At 64.7% G+C, this 13,279-nt stretch carries 12 protein-coding genes and 1 tRNA gene; 3 read left to right on the forward strand and 10 right to left on the reverse strand.

What is annotated here, in order from left to right:
* Nucleotides 1–2: 2 nt before the first annotated feature.
* Both grxD and LC083_RS03510 read left to right on the forward strand, forming a co-directional pair.
* A complete protein-coding gene (gene grxD / locus LC083_RS03505) occupies nucleotides 3–335 on the forward strand; it encodes a Grx4 family monothiol glutaredoxin (protein ID WP_222553844.1) in 333 nt (110 codons plus the stop codon).
* A 283-nt stretch (nucleotides 336–618) separates the two neighbouring features.
* The gene (locus LC083_RS03510) at nucleotides 619–1,398 is read left to right on the forward strand and encodes an NUDIX hydrolase (protein ID WP_226699207.1); all 780 of its coding nucleotides are present in this window, start codon (nucleotides 619–621) and stop codon (nucleotides 1,396–1,398) included.
* 8 nt (nucleotides 1,399–1,406) lie between these two features.
* Here LC083_RS03510 and LC083_RS03515 read toward each other — a convergent pair.
* Nucleotides 1,407–1,483, reverse strand: a tRNA-Arg gene (locus tag LC083_RS03515).
* 60 nt (nucleotides 1,484–1,543) lie between these two features.
* Between LC083_RS03515 and LC083_RS03520 the strand changes: the two genes are divergently transcribed.
* Nucleotides 1,544–2,281 carry a queuosine precursor transporter gene (locus LC083_RS03520; RefSeq protein ID WP_226699208.1) on the forward strand — a complete coding sequence of 246 codons (738 nt, stop codon included), beginning with the start codon at nucleotides 1,544–1,546 and terminating at the stop codon, nucleotides 2,279–2,281.
* A gap of 52 nt (nucleotides 2,282–2,333) precedes the next feature.
* On the opposite strand, the gene LC083_RS03525 is transcribed toward LC083_RS03520, so the two are convergent.
* From LC083_RS03525 to LC083_RS03565, 9 genes are all read right to left on the reverse strand, one after another.
* On the reverse strand, nucleotides 2,334–5,312 hold the full coding sequence (locus tag LC083_RS03525) for a TonB-dependent receptor (RefSeq protein WP_226699209.1): 2,979 nt from the start codon (nucleotides 5,310–5,312) through the stop codon (nucleotides 2,334–2,336).
* Nucleotides 5,313–5,507: 195 nt separating this feature from the next.
* Nucleotides 5,508–6,545 (reverse strand): P-type DNA transfer ATPase VirB11, encoded by a 1,038-nt coding sequence (virB11, locus tag LC083_RS03530; protein ID WP_226699210.1) that lies wholly within the window; start codon nucleotides 6,543–6,545, stop codon nucleotides 5,508–5,510.
* A 15-nt stretch (nucleotides 6,546–6,560) separates the two neighbouring features.
* On the reverse strand, nucleotides 6,561–7,694 hold the full coding sequence (locus LC083_RS03535) for a TrbI/VirB10 family protein (RefSeq protein ID WP_226699211.1): 1,134 nt from the start codon (nucleotides 7,692–7,694) through the stop codon (nucleotides 6,561–6,563).
* Nucleotides 7,694–8,467 carry a TrbG/VirB9 family P-type conjugative transfer protein gene (locus LC083_RS03540; RefSeq protein ID WP_226699212.1) on the reverse strand — a complete coding sequence of 258 codons (774 nt, stop codon included), beginning with the start codon at nucleotides 8,465–8,467 and terminating at the stop codon, nucleotides 7,694–7,696. Before LC083_RS03540 ends, LC083_RS03535 begins: the two co-directional genes overlap by 1 nt.
* A complete protein-coding gene (locus LC083_RS03545) occupies nucleotides 8,464–9,636 on the reverse strand; it encodes a type IV secretion system protein (RefSeq protein WP_226699213.1) in 1,173 nt (390 codons plus the stop codon). The genes LC083_RS03540 and LC083_RS03545 overlap by 4 nt, the downstream gene beginning before the upstream one ends.
* Entirely contained in the window at nucleotides 9,633–12,068 is a 2,436-nt protein-coding gene (locus LC083_RS03550) for a VirB4 family type IV secretion/conjugal transfer ATPase (RefSeq protein ID WP_226699214.1), read from the reverse strand. The genes LC083_RS03545 and LC083_RS03550 overlap by 4 nt, the downstream gene beginning before the upstream one ends.
* Nucleotides 12,058–12,342, reverse strand: coding sequence for a type IV secretion system protein VirB3 (locus LC083_RS03555; protein ID WP_222553837.1), 285 nt, complete (start codon nucleotides 12,340–12,342; stop codon nucleotides 12,058–12,060). The genes LC083_RS03550 and LC083_RS03555 overlap by 11 nt, the downstream gene beginning before the upstream one ends.
* A gap of 1 nt (nucleotide 12,343) precedes the next feature.
* The gene (locus LC083_RS03560; protein WP_407692164.1) at nucleotides 12,344–12,634 is read right to left on the reverse strand and encodes a TrbC/VirB2 family protein; all 291 of its coding nucleotides are present in this window, start codon (nucleotides 12,632–12,634) and stop codon (nucleotides 12,344–12,346) included.
* Between the two features lie 15 nt (nucleotides 12,635–12,649).
* A complete protein-coding gene (locus LC083_RS03565) occupies nucleotides 12,650–13,279 on the reverse strand; it encodes a lytic transglycosylase domain-containing protein (protein WP_226699215.1) in 630 nt (209 codons plus the stop codon).

A 13,279-nucleotide genomic window follows, 5' to 3' on the forward strand; every position in this document is an offset into this window, starting at 1 on the left:
TCATGTCCGATGTAAATTCGCGCATCGCCGATCTGGTCGGCAGCAACGACGTGGTCCTCTTCATGAAGGGCACGCCGCTTTTCCCGCAGTGCGGCTTTTCGAACCGCGCGGTCGCCATCCTCGACCATTGCGGCGTGGCTTATGAAAGCGTCGACGTCCTGCAGGACATGGAAATCCGCCAGGGCATCAAGAGCTTTTCCGACTGGCCGACCATCCCCCAGCTCTACGTGAAGGGCGAATTCGTCGGCGGCAGCGACATCATGATGGAAATGTTCGAAGCTGGCGAACTGCAGCAGATGATGGAAGAAAAGCAGGTCGCCAAAGCCGAAGGCTGACTTTCTTCCGATCCTGAAACGGGTAAGGCCCGCCGGGGGGACGTCCTGGCGGGCCCTTTATTTGGTTCGAGACGCACCGGGAGACCAGGGTGGTCCGTCTCGTGAAGACCAAACGTTCTGACAGACATGATGCAGACCCCGTGCCAAAACCGCGAATGCGGCGGTTCTGGCCGCTCACGATGGTTAACACCCGGATTCACTCTGATCGTTCTGTAAATTTTCCCGACACGGCCGGGAAAGAGGCGCTTGGCAAGCTGCCAGCCGCGCGGCACAACATCTCCCGATGAGCGCACCTGACCAGACTGTCGAACCGATTCCGGCCGCAACGCTGGTCATCTTCCGCAAGGGCCGCACCGGACCCGACCCGCAGATCCTCATGACCGTCCGTTCTCGCAACATGAGCTTTGCCGGCGGCATGGCCGTATTTCCCGGCGGGCGTGTGGACCCGCAGGACCGCGCATTGGCGCGCAAGCTTGCATCGCTTGATGATGAGGACGAGGTCGCCCACCGCATCGCTGCGATCCGCGAAACCCTGGAGGAAACCGGGCTTGCGCTGGGGCTTACGGGCGACATGGATGCAGGCCGCGCAGCCGAAGCGCGCGCCATGCTGCTCCAGCGCGGCGAACTGGCGCCCGTACTTGCCAGTTTCGACCTCGCGCTCGACCTCGATGCACTGACGCCCTTCGCGCGCTGGCTGCCCCTTGGCCTCGCGCACAACCGCATCTTCGACACCATGTTCTACCTTGCCGACCTCGGCACGGGAGCGGTGGAAATCGAAGTCGACGAGACGGAGAACACGCGCCTTTTCTGGGTGAGCGCGCGGGAAGCGCTGGCCATGGCCGATGCAGGCGAAATCTCGCTTATCTTCCCCACCCGCCGCAACCTCGAACGCCTCGCGCAGTTCGCATCCTTCAACGAAGCGCGCGACCATGCCCGCGCGACGCCGGTCAGGACCATCACGCCGGAAATCGTCAAGGAAGCGGACGGTTCGTTCCTCACCATTCCCGACGATCTCGGCTATCCGGTGACCCGGGAACAGCTGAACAGCGCGATGCGGGGCTGAGGCAAGGCTGGCGCGCCCGGCAGGACTCGAACCTGCTGCCTCAAGATTAGAAGTCTCGCGCTCTATCCAGATGAGCTACGGGCGCGCGCGGGGCGAGCCATAACGCGGCTTTGCGATTGCGCCAATCGGCGATAGTCAGCGCGCTATGGAAAAGCAGGACCACCCCGCCCCGGCGCAGGCGCCGCAGTTTCGCTATTACGACCTGGTGATGGCGGCTTTCGTCACCATCCTCCTGCTGTCGAACCTGATCGGTGCATCCAAACCCAGTTACGTCACCCTGCCGGGCCTTGGCGAGTGGTCGTTCGGCGCGGGCGTGCTGTTCTTTCCTGTCAGCTACATCATCGGCGACGTACTGACCGAGGTATATGGATATGCCCGCGCACGGCGCGTGATCTGGACCGGTTTTGCCGCGCTGCTGTTCATGGCCTTCATGGCCTGGGTGGTGGTGCAACTCCCACCGGCAGAGGGCTGGCCGGGGCAGGAAGCCTACGAATTCGTCTTCGGCAACAGCTGGCGCATCGTTCTGGCGTCCATGGTTGCCTTCTGGGCAGGCGAGTTCGCCAACAGCTTCGTCCTTGCGAAGATGAAAGTGTGGACGCAGGGGCGCCATTTGTGGATGCGCACCATCGGCTCGACCGTGGTGGGCCAGGGGCTCGACAGCCTGATCTTCTATCCGCTGGCTTTCTGGGGCCTTGCCGGCTGGCCGCCCGAGCTGCTGTGGCAGGTCATCCTCTCCCAGTGGCTGATCAAAACCGCGTGGGAAGCGATCCTGACGCCGGTGACCTACCTCGTCATCAATTCGCTCAAGCGCGCCGAGGGCACCGAGGTGTTCGATACGGACACCGACTTCTCGCCCTTTGCGACTAGTAGCAACCGCGCATGAAAAAAAGGGGCGGCACAAGGCCGCCCCTTCCCCCTCCCTTTGACAGGGTTATTTAGAACTTCGCACCGATCGCGACGCCGTAACGGCGCGGGTCGAGCGTGAAGATATTGGTGAAGTTACCCGACGAAGCGTCGGTCAGGTAAAGGCCCGTGACCGAGTCCGAATCGAAGATGTTCTGGACGAATGCCCGGACGTACCAGCGCTCGTCGGCCGAGTTGAGCTGGATCTGCGCATTCGCCTGAACGAAGGGTTCGATCCGGTTCACATTGCCGTTGAACACATTGCCGTACTGTTCGCCGGTCAGCGAAAGGTCGAAGCGGGGCACCAGCGTCATGCCGCTGCCGAATTCGGCCGTGTACTGCACGCCCAGCGACGCCTTGTATTCCGGCGCCTGCGGGAGCTTGTTGCCCTTCAGGTTGACCAGCACCCCGGAGTTCAGCACCGAAACCGGGCCGAAGGCGTCGATGAAGGGCTGCAGCGGAGCAAGGGCCGGGTTCACCAGGCCAATCGCCCCGTTGGTCGCAGCTTCGTAGATCGAGCAGATGCCGAATGCACCCGACGAGGCAATACCGCCATCGGCCGGGAATTCGCTGGTGCCCTGAAGCCCGAAATAGGGGTTCAGGAAGTTCACCAGGCCATCGGCCCCTGCACCGGTCAGCGCACAGTGCGAACCATTGCCCAGGTCCTTCATGATGACGGCATCTGGATCGCCGCCGCCCCAATCGCGCGGGTTGGCGAAGAACTGGTCGCCCGCGACCTCGGCATTGAGGTAGCTGAGGTTCATGTTGATGAGCCAGTTCCGGCTCGGCGCCAGGACGGTTTCAAGTTCGAGACCCCAGATCTTGGCATCGATCGTATCGTTGACCGAAGTTCGTGCCACGATGCGGCTGAGCTGCAGCCCGCCGTAGTCGTAGTAGAAGCCGGTCAGGTTCACCTGTGCCGCACCGTCGAGGAAGGTGTTTTTCGAACCGATTTCGAACGCGTTGATCGATTCCGGACCGAAGCTTTCCGGGACAGCGAAGATCGGCGACAGCGGCGGGTTGATACCACCCGACTTGTAGCCGCGCGAATAGGACACATAGAGCGTGTTGTCGGGCGTGATCTCGTAATCGAGCACCGCACGACCCGTCACCTCGCTGAACGACACCTCACGCACCTGGAACGGTTGCGGACCCGGGGTCCCCGGATCGGCATCGTAGCCTGCAGCGAACGGCGAATCGAAAGGATCGCCATCGTTGCTGAAGGGGTTGAGGAAGCTGGCAAGCGTGGTGCGCGCCTCGACGGTCTTCTTGTCGTCATTGTAGCGCAGGCCGCCGGTGAACTTCAGGCGATCGGTGATGTCGAAGTAGATTTCACCGAAGATGCCGAAGCTCTGCAGTTTGAAGTCGGTCGTGTTGTTCCGGTACATCGACGTCGCGAGGTAGGACGGAGACAAACCGTTCGCGAAGGACGAGAATGTCCCGAGCATGGCCGTTGCGTAATCGAGGCCGAAGGCGTTCACGTAATAGCTGTCCTCACCCACCTTGGATTCGGCATAGATGCCGCCGACGAGGAAGTTGAACGGCCCGTCGAAGTCGCTCGACAGGATGGCTTCGCCCGACCACGAGGTCTGTTCCTGGTAGGAACGGTCGAATGCCAGCGGGGCGTCCGAACAGACCGACTGGCCTTCGAAAACGCCCTGGTTCTCTGTGAGGTTGTCCGAAGTACACAGCACGCCGTTCGGCCCATTGGGGATCAGCGCCGCTGCAATCGGAGCGAAGTAGGCGCTGGAGCCCGGGATGAACGCCGGCGAGGCAACACCCGTGGGAATGCCGTTCGCCGCGAAGAAGGCCAGCGTGTTCAGGGCGCCGGCGTAACCGGCACGGTTCTGGACGCCGAGGTTGTAGTCCTGGCGGCTGTCGACCGTGGTTTCCTGGTAGATCCCGGTCAGCGACAGGTTCATCGCGCCGATGGCCTGCTCGAGGTGTGCCTGGATCTGTAGTTCGTCGGCGTAATATTCCGGCGTGAACGGCGTACTTACGACGCGCACGTCGTCCGGTTCATCGAAATTGGCAAAGCCATCGGGTCCGTAGACGCTGCCCAGTGCAAGCGCGGTCGGCAGGTCCTGGATGGCGAAGAGTTCGGCCGAGGTCAGGACCGATGCCAGCGTCGAGTTGGCGTTGGTCTTGTCGAAATCGCGGCGCCCTGCAAGACAGCCGAGCACGCCCGTGGGATCGCGCTGACAGGTCTGCTTCTGGATACGCATGCGATCGTCGTCTTCACGGAAATAGAAGCCCATGAGGTCGAGAGTGGTGGTTGCCGTCGGTTCGAACCGCAGCGAGCCGCGGATCGCATACATCTCGCGGCCGTCGATATTCGAGCCGTCGTAGAGGTTTTCCGTGAAACCATCGCGGTCGAGATAATAGCCGGCCACGCGCACACCGACGGTGTCGCCGATGGGAATGTTGACCATGCCCTTGACGCGCATGCTGTCGAAGCTGCCGTATTCGAATTCGGCAGCGGCGCCGAAGCCGGACAGGTCAGGCTTCGCCGTCACGACGTTGACCACGCCCGACGTCGCGTTACGACCGAACAGCGTGCCCTGCGGGCCGCGAAGGACTTCGATACGCTCGAGATCGAAATACTCGGTTTCGAAGAGGCGGGTGCCGAAGAGCGGCGAACCGTTGACGTGGATTGCCGTTGCAGCATCGCAGGTCACGCCGACGCAAAGGTCGCCGATGCCGCGGATGGTGAAGCTGGAGCTGGTGAAGTTCGATTTCGTGAACGACACGTTCGGCAGCGTCAGCTGGAGGTCGCTCGCATTTTCGATCTGCTGCGCTTCGAGCGCTTCGGCATCGAAGGCGCTGACCGCGATCGGAACTTCCTGCAGGCTCTGTGCCTGACGCTGTGCGGTAACGATGATGACGCGGGTATTGTCGGTGGTTTCTGCAATCCCGGACTCGCTGGAATCGCCGGTGGTATCCTGCGCATAGGCCGGAACGGCGAGCGCGCCCGCACAGATGCCGGCCAGGAGGCCTGCCCTGATTTTCATATTCCCTCTCCTCTTCCCCTGACCGCTCTGATGTCGGCCTAGGGGCAGAAAGCTAACATGAAATCGTATTCAGGCAAGGGATTGCGCAGTAATGTTGCGCTGCAGCAGCGTTTTGCAATGGATATGTTGCGGTAGCGAAACAAGCCTCCGCTCAGGTGACGCTACGGCATGGCGGGTTAGCGGGGATTTCCGCGATTATCGGCCACTTTCGAGCAAATCGTGACTTTCGGCGATTTGCGCGATCCCGCGGCGCCCATCGGTGTCGCGCGACAGCTGCACGACAACATCGATGACGCTTGCGGCATAGGCAATCGTGTCCTGGCGCGTGAGACCGATGCCAGTCTGCATCACCATCAGCGCAAGCTGCTCCAGCGCCCCGCGCAGACTGTTTGCGTGGATGGTCGAGAAGCTGCCGGGATGGCCCGTGTTGATGGCGCGAAGGAAGCTGACGCTCTCCGCTCCGCGCAATTCGCCCAGCACGATCCGGTCGGGTCGCAGGCGCAGTGCCGCCTGGAGCAATTCGTTGGAAGTGACCTTGGCTTCGCCGAGTTCGCCCTTCACCGCCACCAGGCCGACGCCGTTTTCGCCGGGCAGTTTGAGCTCGGGCGTATCTTCCACCAGCACGACGCGTTCGTGGCGCGGGATTTCGCCTAGCATGGCGTTGAGGAAGGTCGTCTTGCCGGTGCTTGTGCCGCCGGAGACGAGGATCGTGCGGCGCTGACGGATCGCTTCGCGCAGGAATGCGACCGGCTCGGCCTGCGGATCGGGCATGGCCCCGCGTTCCGGCCGGGACAGCGGGCCGGTGTCATAGGCATCGAGCGGCAGGTCGAGCCGGCGATGGCGGCGGATCGCCATGGCCCAGTGCTTGCGGGCAGCGGGCGGGCCGCAGAACTGGACACGCGCGCCGCCCGGCAGGGTCGCACCCAGCAGCGGGTGTTCGCGGTTGATGCCCTGGTGGCTGACGCGGGCGACCTGCTCGGCAAGCCGCTGGATCAGCCGGTCGTCGATTTCGGGGCGGCGGAGCTTCTGCATCCCGCCGGCCGAGGCGTCTTCGATCCAGACCTCGCCCGGCCGGTTGACGAGGATTTCGGTTACCGTGTCGCGTTCGAGCCATTCGGCGAAGGGCTTGAGGTAGGCGTCAAGGTAAACGCTGCGTTCGCCGTGCAGGTCGACTGGCGGTGCACCCTCGTCAGCGGCGCCCTGCTGGGCAAAGGGATGGATATCGGCGCTCATCGCCCCAGCCAGCCCTCAGCTGACCCGCGAGAAATCGAGGTCGCGCGCAGTGAAGATGCGGATCGGTTCGCCCATGCGCACGCGTACCGTCGGTCCGCGCTGGCCGTCCTGCTGCGCCGCGGTGGAAGCCGCCGACTGGCCCGCTCCGCCAATGATCACGCCGCCTGCACCACCGCTGGCGATGGTGCCGAGCCCGCCGACCACCGAAAGGAGGAGCGCAGAACCGAAACGCTGGAAGAAACCGGCGCCCGAAACCTTGCCTTCGAGGCCCGTCGTGCCGTCGAAACCGATGGCGGGCGAGGCGAGGTTCACCGAAGCTCCGTCCGGACGGATCAGGCGCGTCCAGATCACATAGGCGCGCTTCTGGCCGTTCTGCATGCCGGACTGGTACTGGCCGATCAGGCGGCTGGACCGCGGCACGAGCACCTTGGTCCCGTCGAAGCTGCGCACGTCCTGGCTGACAACCGCGCGGACATAGCCCGGCACATTGGTATCGATCGCGGTTTCGAGGATCGCGGGAATGAGCGTGCCTTGCGTGACCGTGGTCGAGGGATTGGTCATGGCCTTCGCCTGGGCCGGCGCGCCGCCCACCCCGCCCACGCGGCTGGCGAAATCGGATGCGGAATTGCCCGTGGCGCTGGCTGCGCCCTCGCTCGCTGCCTCCGCCAGCGCTGCAGCAGGGCCGCTCACGACACCGCTACCGGAATCGAAGACCACCGTCGGATTGCTGTAGGGGTTGGGCCCGGGCATCGTCTGCGGAGCGGCCGCGAGCACCGGCGCCGGTGCAGGATCGGCCATTGCTGCCTGTTGCTGCGGCGTGGGCGGCGCGATGGCCGCATCGGTCGCCGGCGCTTCGACCGGTGCAGCCGCGACAGGTGCCTGGACTTGCGGATTGCCCACGCCTTCGGGTTCGGGAAGGCGGGCCGAATTCATGCTCCACAGCGTGATCGCGCCAAGACCGGCCACGATGGCGATACCGGCCACCATGCCGAGCGCATCGGACTTGCCGCCCGGACGGGCAACAGCCGGGAAGGCGTTGCGCTGGGCAAGATCGATGACTTCCGCGTCGGCTTCGTCGCGCGGGTCGACATCGTTGGCGATTCCGGCGCTGCCGGGCTTCTTCTCGGGAAGGCGCATGGCGAGACGCATCAGTTATTCCCCTTCTGGGCCAGCGCCGCATCGGGGCTGCGCGCAGGTGTTGCCGCCCGTTCGGGCCCGGTGTTGACCAATGTGGCGCTTTCCCTGCCAGCCCGCAGGATGATGGTGCGCGGGACGCCGTCGATGACGATGGTTTCTCCGCGAACGGTGTAGTTTACCGGCCCCTCGTCACCCTTGGCGTTGGTCACGAGAATGGCAGGCACATCCTTGCCGGTCGGCCAGCTGAGGAACACCGCCTGTCCGTCGTCGAACGCGCGCTCGGGCAGCAGGGCAGCATCGCCCTCCCCGCTCCAGGCGAAGTTGAGGTCTGCCGGATCGACCGCCGCGAAGGGATCCGCAGGCGCTTGCGATTCGGCAGCGGACTGCGCCAGCTGGGCTTTCCGGGCCTCTTCCTCGGGATCGACCGGATAATCGAAGCGCAGGACATACAGCGGCTTTGCCGTCGGCGAGGCGACGAGATCGAACAGATAGGTGCGCTTGCTGGTGACGACCGTAAGGTTGGTCGTGGCGCGCGCCTCGAGCGGTTTGACGAACAGGATATTGGCGCGCTTGTTGGGCGTGACCTGCCAGGTGGTCGAATTGCCGATGGCGACATTCTCGATCACCTCGTCCTCGCCGAAAACGATGCTGGCCTGCACGTTCACGCGGCCCGGAATGGTGACGACGCTGAACTCGTCATAGGTGACCTCGACGAGGCGGGAGTCCGCAAATGCGGGCGTCGCTGCCAGGGCCAGGGCGAGCGCGGGGAGCACTGCGCGTTTCATCGTGATTTCTCCGTCGAAGAAGCGGGACCGCGCGCGGGCGCGGGCTTGAAGCGGCTGCCGATACCCATCGTCCGGCTTGGCCCTTCACTGGCCGGTTTCGGCTGGCCGGCGGCTGAAGCGGTCGCATAGACCTTGGTGGTGCGCACGGTGCTTGACGATCCACCCGCATCGTTTGCGGCAGGAGCGGTCGCGGTGGCCGAGACATCGATACGGCGTGCCTGCTCGCTCGCCTGGGTGGCGGTCTGTGCTGCGGCAAGCTGCTGGTGGTAGACGGGCGATGCGGCGGGAGCCGGGACGTTGTCGCGTTCCTCGCCGCTATTGGCGAGGCCGAACACGGTCCAGCCTGCCACCATGGCTCCGGCAACCTTGAGCACCAACACCATCAGCGCGACATGGACCGCGCCGATCATGAAGAAGGCCATGCCCGCCTGCGCCGGGACGAACCCGGGATTGGCGGTGAGCGAAGTCAGGATCGGCACGGCGAGTTCGAGCATGATCGAGCCGCCCAGCACCGCGAACAGCGGCGCCAGCGCGCACATCACCACGCCCTTGATCCAGCCGGTGAAGAGGCCGCGCGTGCCGCTGAACAGCGCCATCACTACGAAGACAGGCCCCAGCGCGATCAGGATGCCGAGCGCGATCTTGGTCGTGACCAGCAGGCCCACCGTGCCGAGCATGAAGAGCATGGCCCCAAGCCACATCATCCCGTCGGGCGAGAAGGCGGAGAAGTCGGAATTGCCGCCGCTTGCCTCCTGGATCGCCATGAAGACCACGTCGATCTTCTGGGCGAAGGTATCGGTGGCCGACCCCTGCGTGCCGGTGAGAATTCCGGCGAGGTAGTCGGGGCTCCCGATCGCGAGGTTCCACACCACGCTTTGGTAGGCGACCCAGCTGGTGGCGAAAGTCAGCACCAGCCCCAGCGTCATCATGCGCGGTACAAGGCTGCGCACGCCCAGGTTGGTGCGTCCGGTCAGCAGCAGGAAGCCGAAGATCGCGATATAGAGCGTGAGGATGATGGTCAGCGTCGTGCCGAGCGCTCCGCCCGGCGCGAACAGGCGCCCGAAGGCAAGCGCAGACGCCTCGCCCGCCACGCAGTCCACGCCGCGCAGGGCGGCGGCGACGCCGTTGCCTACCTGCTCGGCGGCCTGCTGGCAGGTCGCGCTCGTCATTCTGCCGCCAATCCGAGATTGAGGTCGTCGTCATCCAGCACATCGTTCGCCCCGCCGGGCCAGGCCTTGCCGGTGAGCGCCGGGAACCAGTCGGCAGGCGCATCGCCCATCGCTTCGCGCAGCAGGTCGAGGCGGCGGACCGAGCTTTCGCGGCCCGAGAGCAGCGTCAGCACTTCGGGTGCGCCGGAGAGGTCAAGGCGGACCACGACGCTGGCATCCGGCTGGCGCACGAGGAAGCAGCGGCTGTGTGCAGGAAGCGTGCGGATAAGCGCGAGCTCGTGGCTCGTTAGACCGAAGCCGTCGCAATAATCCTCTGCCCGCGCGCGGCTGTTGGGCATGAAGACCATGGTCGCGGTCTGTTCGACCAGCGCGGTCGAGATGCGGCTTTCCAGCGCGTCACGCGCGCTTTGCGTGGCGAAGCCGACCAGCGCATTGCGCTTGCGCAGCGTCTTCAGCCAGTCGCGGATACGCGCAGCGAAAACCTCGTCGTCCAGCGCCTTCCAGCCCTCGTCGATGAGGATCATCGTGGGCTTGCCGTCAAGGCGTTCCTCGATCCGGTGGAAGAGGTACATCATGGTCGGCGTGCGCAGCTTGGGATTTTCCAGCAGCGCGGTCATGTCGAAACCCAGCACGCGCGCGGTGAGGTCGAGCTTGTCCTCCCGGTTGTCGAACAGCCAGGCGTTCTCGCCCTCTCCGATCCAGGCCGAGAGACGGTCAGCCAGATCGCCCGGCTGCGGGCGCTTGCTACCGGACAGCAGTTCCTTGAAATGCCGCAGGCGGCGCAGCGAAGCGTCATTGGCATAGGCGGCATCGACCGCATGGGCGATCGTCGCGTCCTCTTCCGGCCCTTCGGCCTTGAGCAGGGCACCCAGCCAGTCGCGCAGGAAAGCCCTGTTGCCGGGTGTATCGGGCAGGGCCAGCGGGTTGAAGCCGGTCGGCTCTCCGCTGCGGATGCTGTCGTAACGCCCGCCGATGCCGCGCACGAACAGTTCCGCACCGCGATCCTTGTCGAACAGGATGGTGCGGGGGCTGAACTTCTGCGCCTGCGCGGCGAGGAAATTCATCACCACGGTCTTGCCCGAGCCGCTCGGCCCGATGACCGAGAAATTGCCGAGGTCGCCGTGGTGGAAATTGAAGAAGAACGGCGTCGCGCTGGTGGTTTCCAAGAGCGTCACCGCATCGCCCCAGTGATTGCCCTGCGCCTGTCCGAGCGCAAAACCGTGGAGCGAACCGAAGCTGGCCATGTTGGCGCTGGAAATCAGCGCGCGGCGCACGAGATAACCCTCGTTGCCGGGGAACTGGCCCCAGAAAGCAGGCTCGAGATTGGTGTCCTCGCGCACCGCGATCGCGCCCGTATCTGCCAGTGCGGCGGCGCAGGCGGCGGTCGCATCGTCGAGACGGCCTAGGTCGCGTTCGCGCACCATGACGGTCAGGTGATGATCGCCGAAACCGACCGCCCCGTTACCCAACGCGTCGCGGGCGGCCATCATGTCGGCGCGTTCCGCCATCGCTTCCTCGTCGGCGGACTTCAGGCGGCGGATCGAAAGGTCCATCCGCTCACGCGCGGTCTGGCGTTCTGCCGGGGCGTAGCTTTCCGATACGACCATCTCGTAGGGCAGGCGCAGCAAGCCATCGAGGAGGCCAGGGCTGGTTGCTTCAGGATAGTCCTTGAGACCGAGGATCGCACCGAAATCGGGCGAGCCGGAGCCGCGCAGTTCCATCGCGTCGAGGCCGAAGCTGACGCGGCGATAGGGCAGCATCAGGCCGATATCGACATCGTCCGAAGGCTTGCGCACCGGGCGCATCTCGCCGTTGTAGAGCGCCGACAGCAATTCGAGCAGTTCCGAATTAACATTGCCCTGCGGACCGACATAATCGCCCAGCGGCACGGCGCCATAGGCCTGCAGCGAAGCCACCAGCCCCTGCGAGGCAGCGCGCAGCGAGCGCAGGTCCTTCAGATCGGGTTCGAGCCCTTCCTTGTTGCGCCGGGCTTTCTTGGAAATCTTCTCGACCCAGCCTGCCTTTCCGCGCGCCGGGCGGCGGATGAGCGTGATGAACTGGTCGTTCACGAACAGCTGGCCGGACCCCAGCCGTTCCTTCCAGCGGGCATCGATGTGGCGGCTGATCGGATCGGGGAACTGCGCGTCGAGTTCCACCGCCACGCGCCGACGGATCACGTGATGATAGAGGACGAAGCGCGCATCGAGAGTCGAGCGCAGCATCACCTCGCGCGTAGCGGCATGGGCGTTCAGCGCCTCGCTGTCCTCGGTCTCGAACAGGAGGCCGGGGACCTGGATTGCGGTCATCACGCTGCCGTCGCGCAGCAGCAGCGTGTTCTCGTCGACGAGGCGCGCATAGGGCAGGCGGTCGCCCGCGCGCGCTTCCTTGGCGCTCCACGAGGCCGGGCCGATCCATTTGTGATCACGCGGCATAGCTGTTGCACCCCCAGCGCTTGTAATTCGGCACGCGCGGGCACTTCGACACCTTGGTGATCCACAGGTCGAAGATGCGCGGTTCGCGCAGGCAGGCGAAATAGCCGACGCCGTGCATGACCAGCGCGGCGAACAGCGCCCAGAAACTGCCGGTGATGAGGAAAACCTCGGTCGTCACCACCCCGTTGATGATGAAATAGTTGAACGTCACGCCCGCGAACATCTGCGGGCGGGTCAGCGCTCTATGGACGGGATGGCGGACGAGCGCGGTCATGTCAGGCCGCGACGCCCTGGATACCGGCGACGATCGATGCGGCGCCGAACAGGATGAAGACGCCGATGATCACGGTCGCGCCGAAGCGCCAGTTGAGGCGGCCGGTCAGCATCATGAAGCCGACGGCAGCTACAGCCATCACGGCAACGGCAGTGGCTACATTGCCGAGCAGCGTGCCCTGCAGCCAGCCGAGCGCATTGACGATCGGGCCGGAGCCGGCCGGATCGGCAGCCTGCGCCATGGCGGCGGTGGGACTGAGAAGCAGGGCCAGTGCGGCCGCGCGGGTAACGATCGATTTCAAGTCGGACTACTCCCGTGAGTGATCGGCCAGGCGACCCATGATCGCGGCCACGTAATTCTGCGTTTCGCGGATGCGCGGAATGCCGTTCGCGCGCTCCACCCGGCCGGGGCCGGCATTGTAGGCGGCAAGTGCCTTTTCGAGGTCGCCGTCGAAGCGGTCGAGCTGTTCGCGAAGGTAGCGCGCCCCACCTTCAAGGTTGGCGAAGGGGTCGCGCGGGTCGACACCGAGGTCGCGCGCGGTACCGGGCATCAACTGCGCAAGGCCCTGCGCCCCGACAGGAGAGACTGCGTTGTGCCGCCAGCGGCTTTCCTGCCACACCACCGCCTCGATGAGCGAGGGCGAGAGGTCGAAGCGGGCAGCAAGTTCATTGACCTTGGCGCGGTAGGCATCGGGAACGCCTGCTGCATGGCGCGCGGTATCGCCGATAATATGGTCCGGAATTTCGAGTTCCGCAGGGACTGCGGAAAGCTCGGTTGATGTCGCGATTTCCGAAAGGTCAGCCGGCTGCGCGGCGCCAGCACCGGATATCCAGCGCGCGCCGTCCGCATCGATCTCCATGACATCTGCCTTCGCCGGGAAGGCAGTGAGCAGCGTACAGGCCAGTCCTGCAGCTATTGCCCAGTGTGTACGAATCAT

The organism is Qipengyuania gaetbuli, assembly GCF_020524765.1.
Lineage (GTDB): Bacteria > Pseudomonadota > Alphaproteobacteria > Sphingomonadales > Sphingomonadaceae > Qipengyuania > Qipengyuania gaetbuli_A.

Excerpts from the sequence above, each read along its gene's own strand:
- grxD (WP_222553844.1), top strand. The coding sequence starts at position 3 with ATGTCCGATGTAAATTCGCGCATCGCCGATCTGGTCGGCAGCAACGAC.
- LC083_RS03510 (WP_226699207.1), top strand. The coding sequence starts at position 619 with ATGAGCGCACCTGACCAGACTGTCGAACCGATTCCGGCCGCAACGCTG.
- LC083_RS03520 (WP_226699208.1), top strand. The coding sequence starts at position 1,544 with ATGGAAAAGCAGGACCACCCCGCCCCGGCGCAGGCGCCGCAGTTTCGC.
- LC083_RS03525 (WP_226699209.1), bottom strand. The coding sequence starts at position 5,312 with ATGAAAATCAGGGCAGGCCTCCTGGCCGGCATCTGTGCGGGCGCGCTC.
- virB11 (WP_226699210.1), bottom strand. The coding sequence starts at position 6,545 with ATGAGCGCCGATATCCATCCCTTTGCCCAGCAGGGCGCCGCTGACGAG.
- LC083_RS03535 (WP_226699211.1), bottom strand. The coding sequence starts at position 7,694 with ATGCGTCTCGCCATGCGCCTTCCCGAGAAGAAGCCCGGCAGCGCCGGA.
- LC083_RS03540 (WP_226699212.1), bottom strand. The coding sequence starts at position 8,467 with ATGAAACGCGCAGTGCTCCCCGCGCTCGCCCTGGCCCTGGCAGCGACG.
- LC083_RS03545 (WP_226699213.1), bottom strand. The coding sequence starts at position 9,636 with ATGACGAGCGCGACCTGCCAGCAGGCCGCCGAGCAGGTAGGCAACGGC.
- LC083_RS03550 (WP_226699214.1), bottom strand. The coding sequence starts at position 12,068 with ATGCCGCGTGATCACAAATGGATCGGCCCGGCCTCGTGGAGCGCCAAG.
- LC083_RS03555 (WP_222553837.1), bottom strand. The coding sequence starts at position 12,342 with ATGACCGCGCTCGTCCGCCATCCCGTCCATAGAGCGCTGACCCGCCCG.
- LC083_RS03565 (WP_226699215.1), bottom strand. The coding sequence starts at position 13,279 with ATGATTCGTACACACTGGGCAATAGCTGCAGGACTGGCCTGTACGCTG.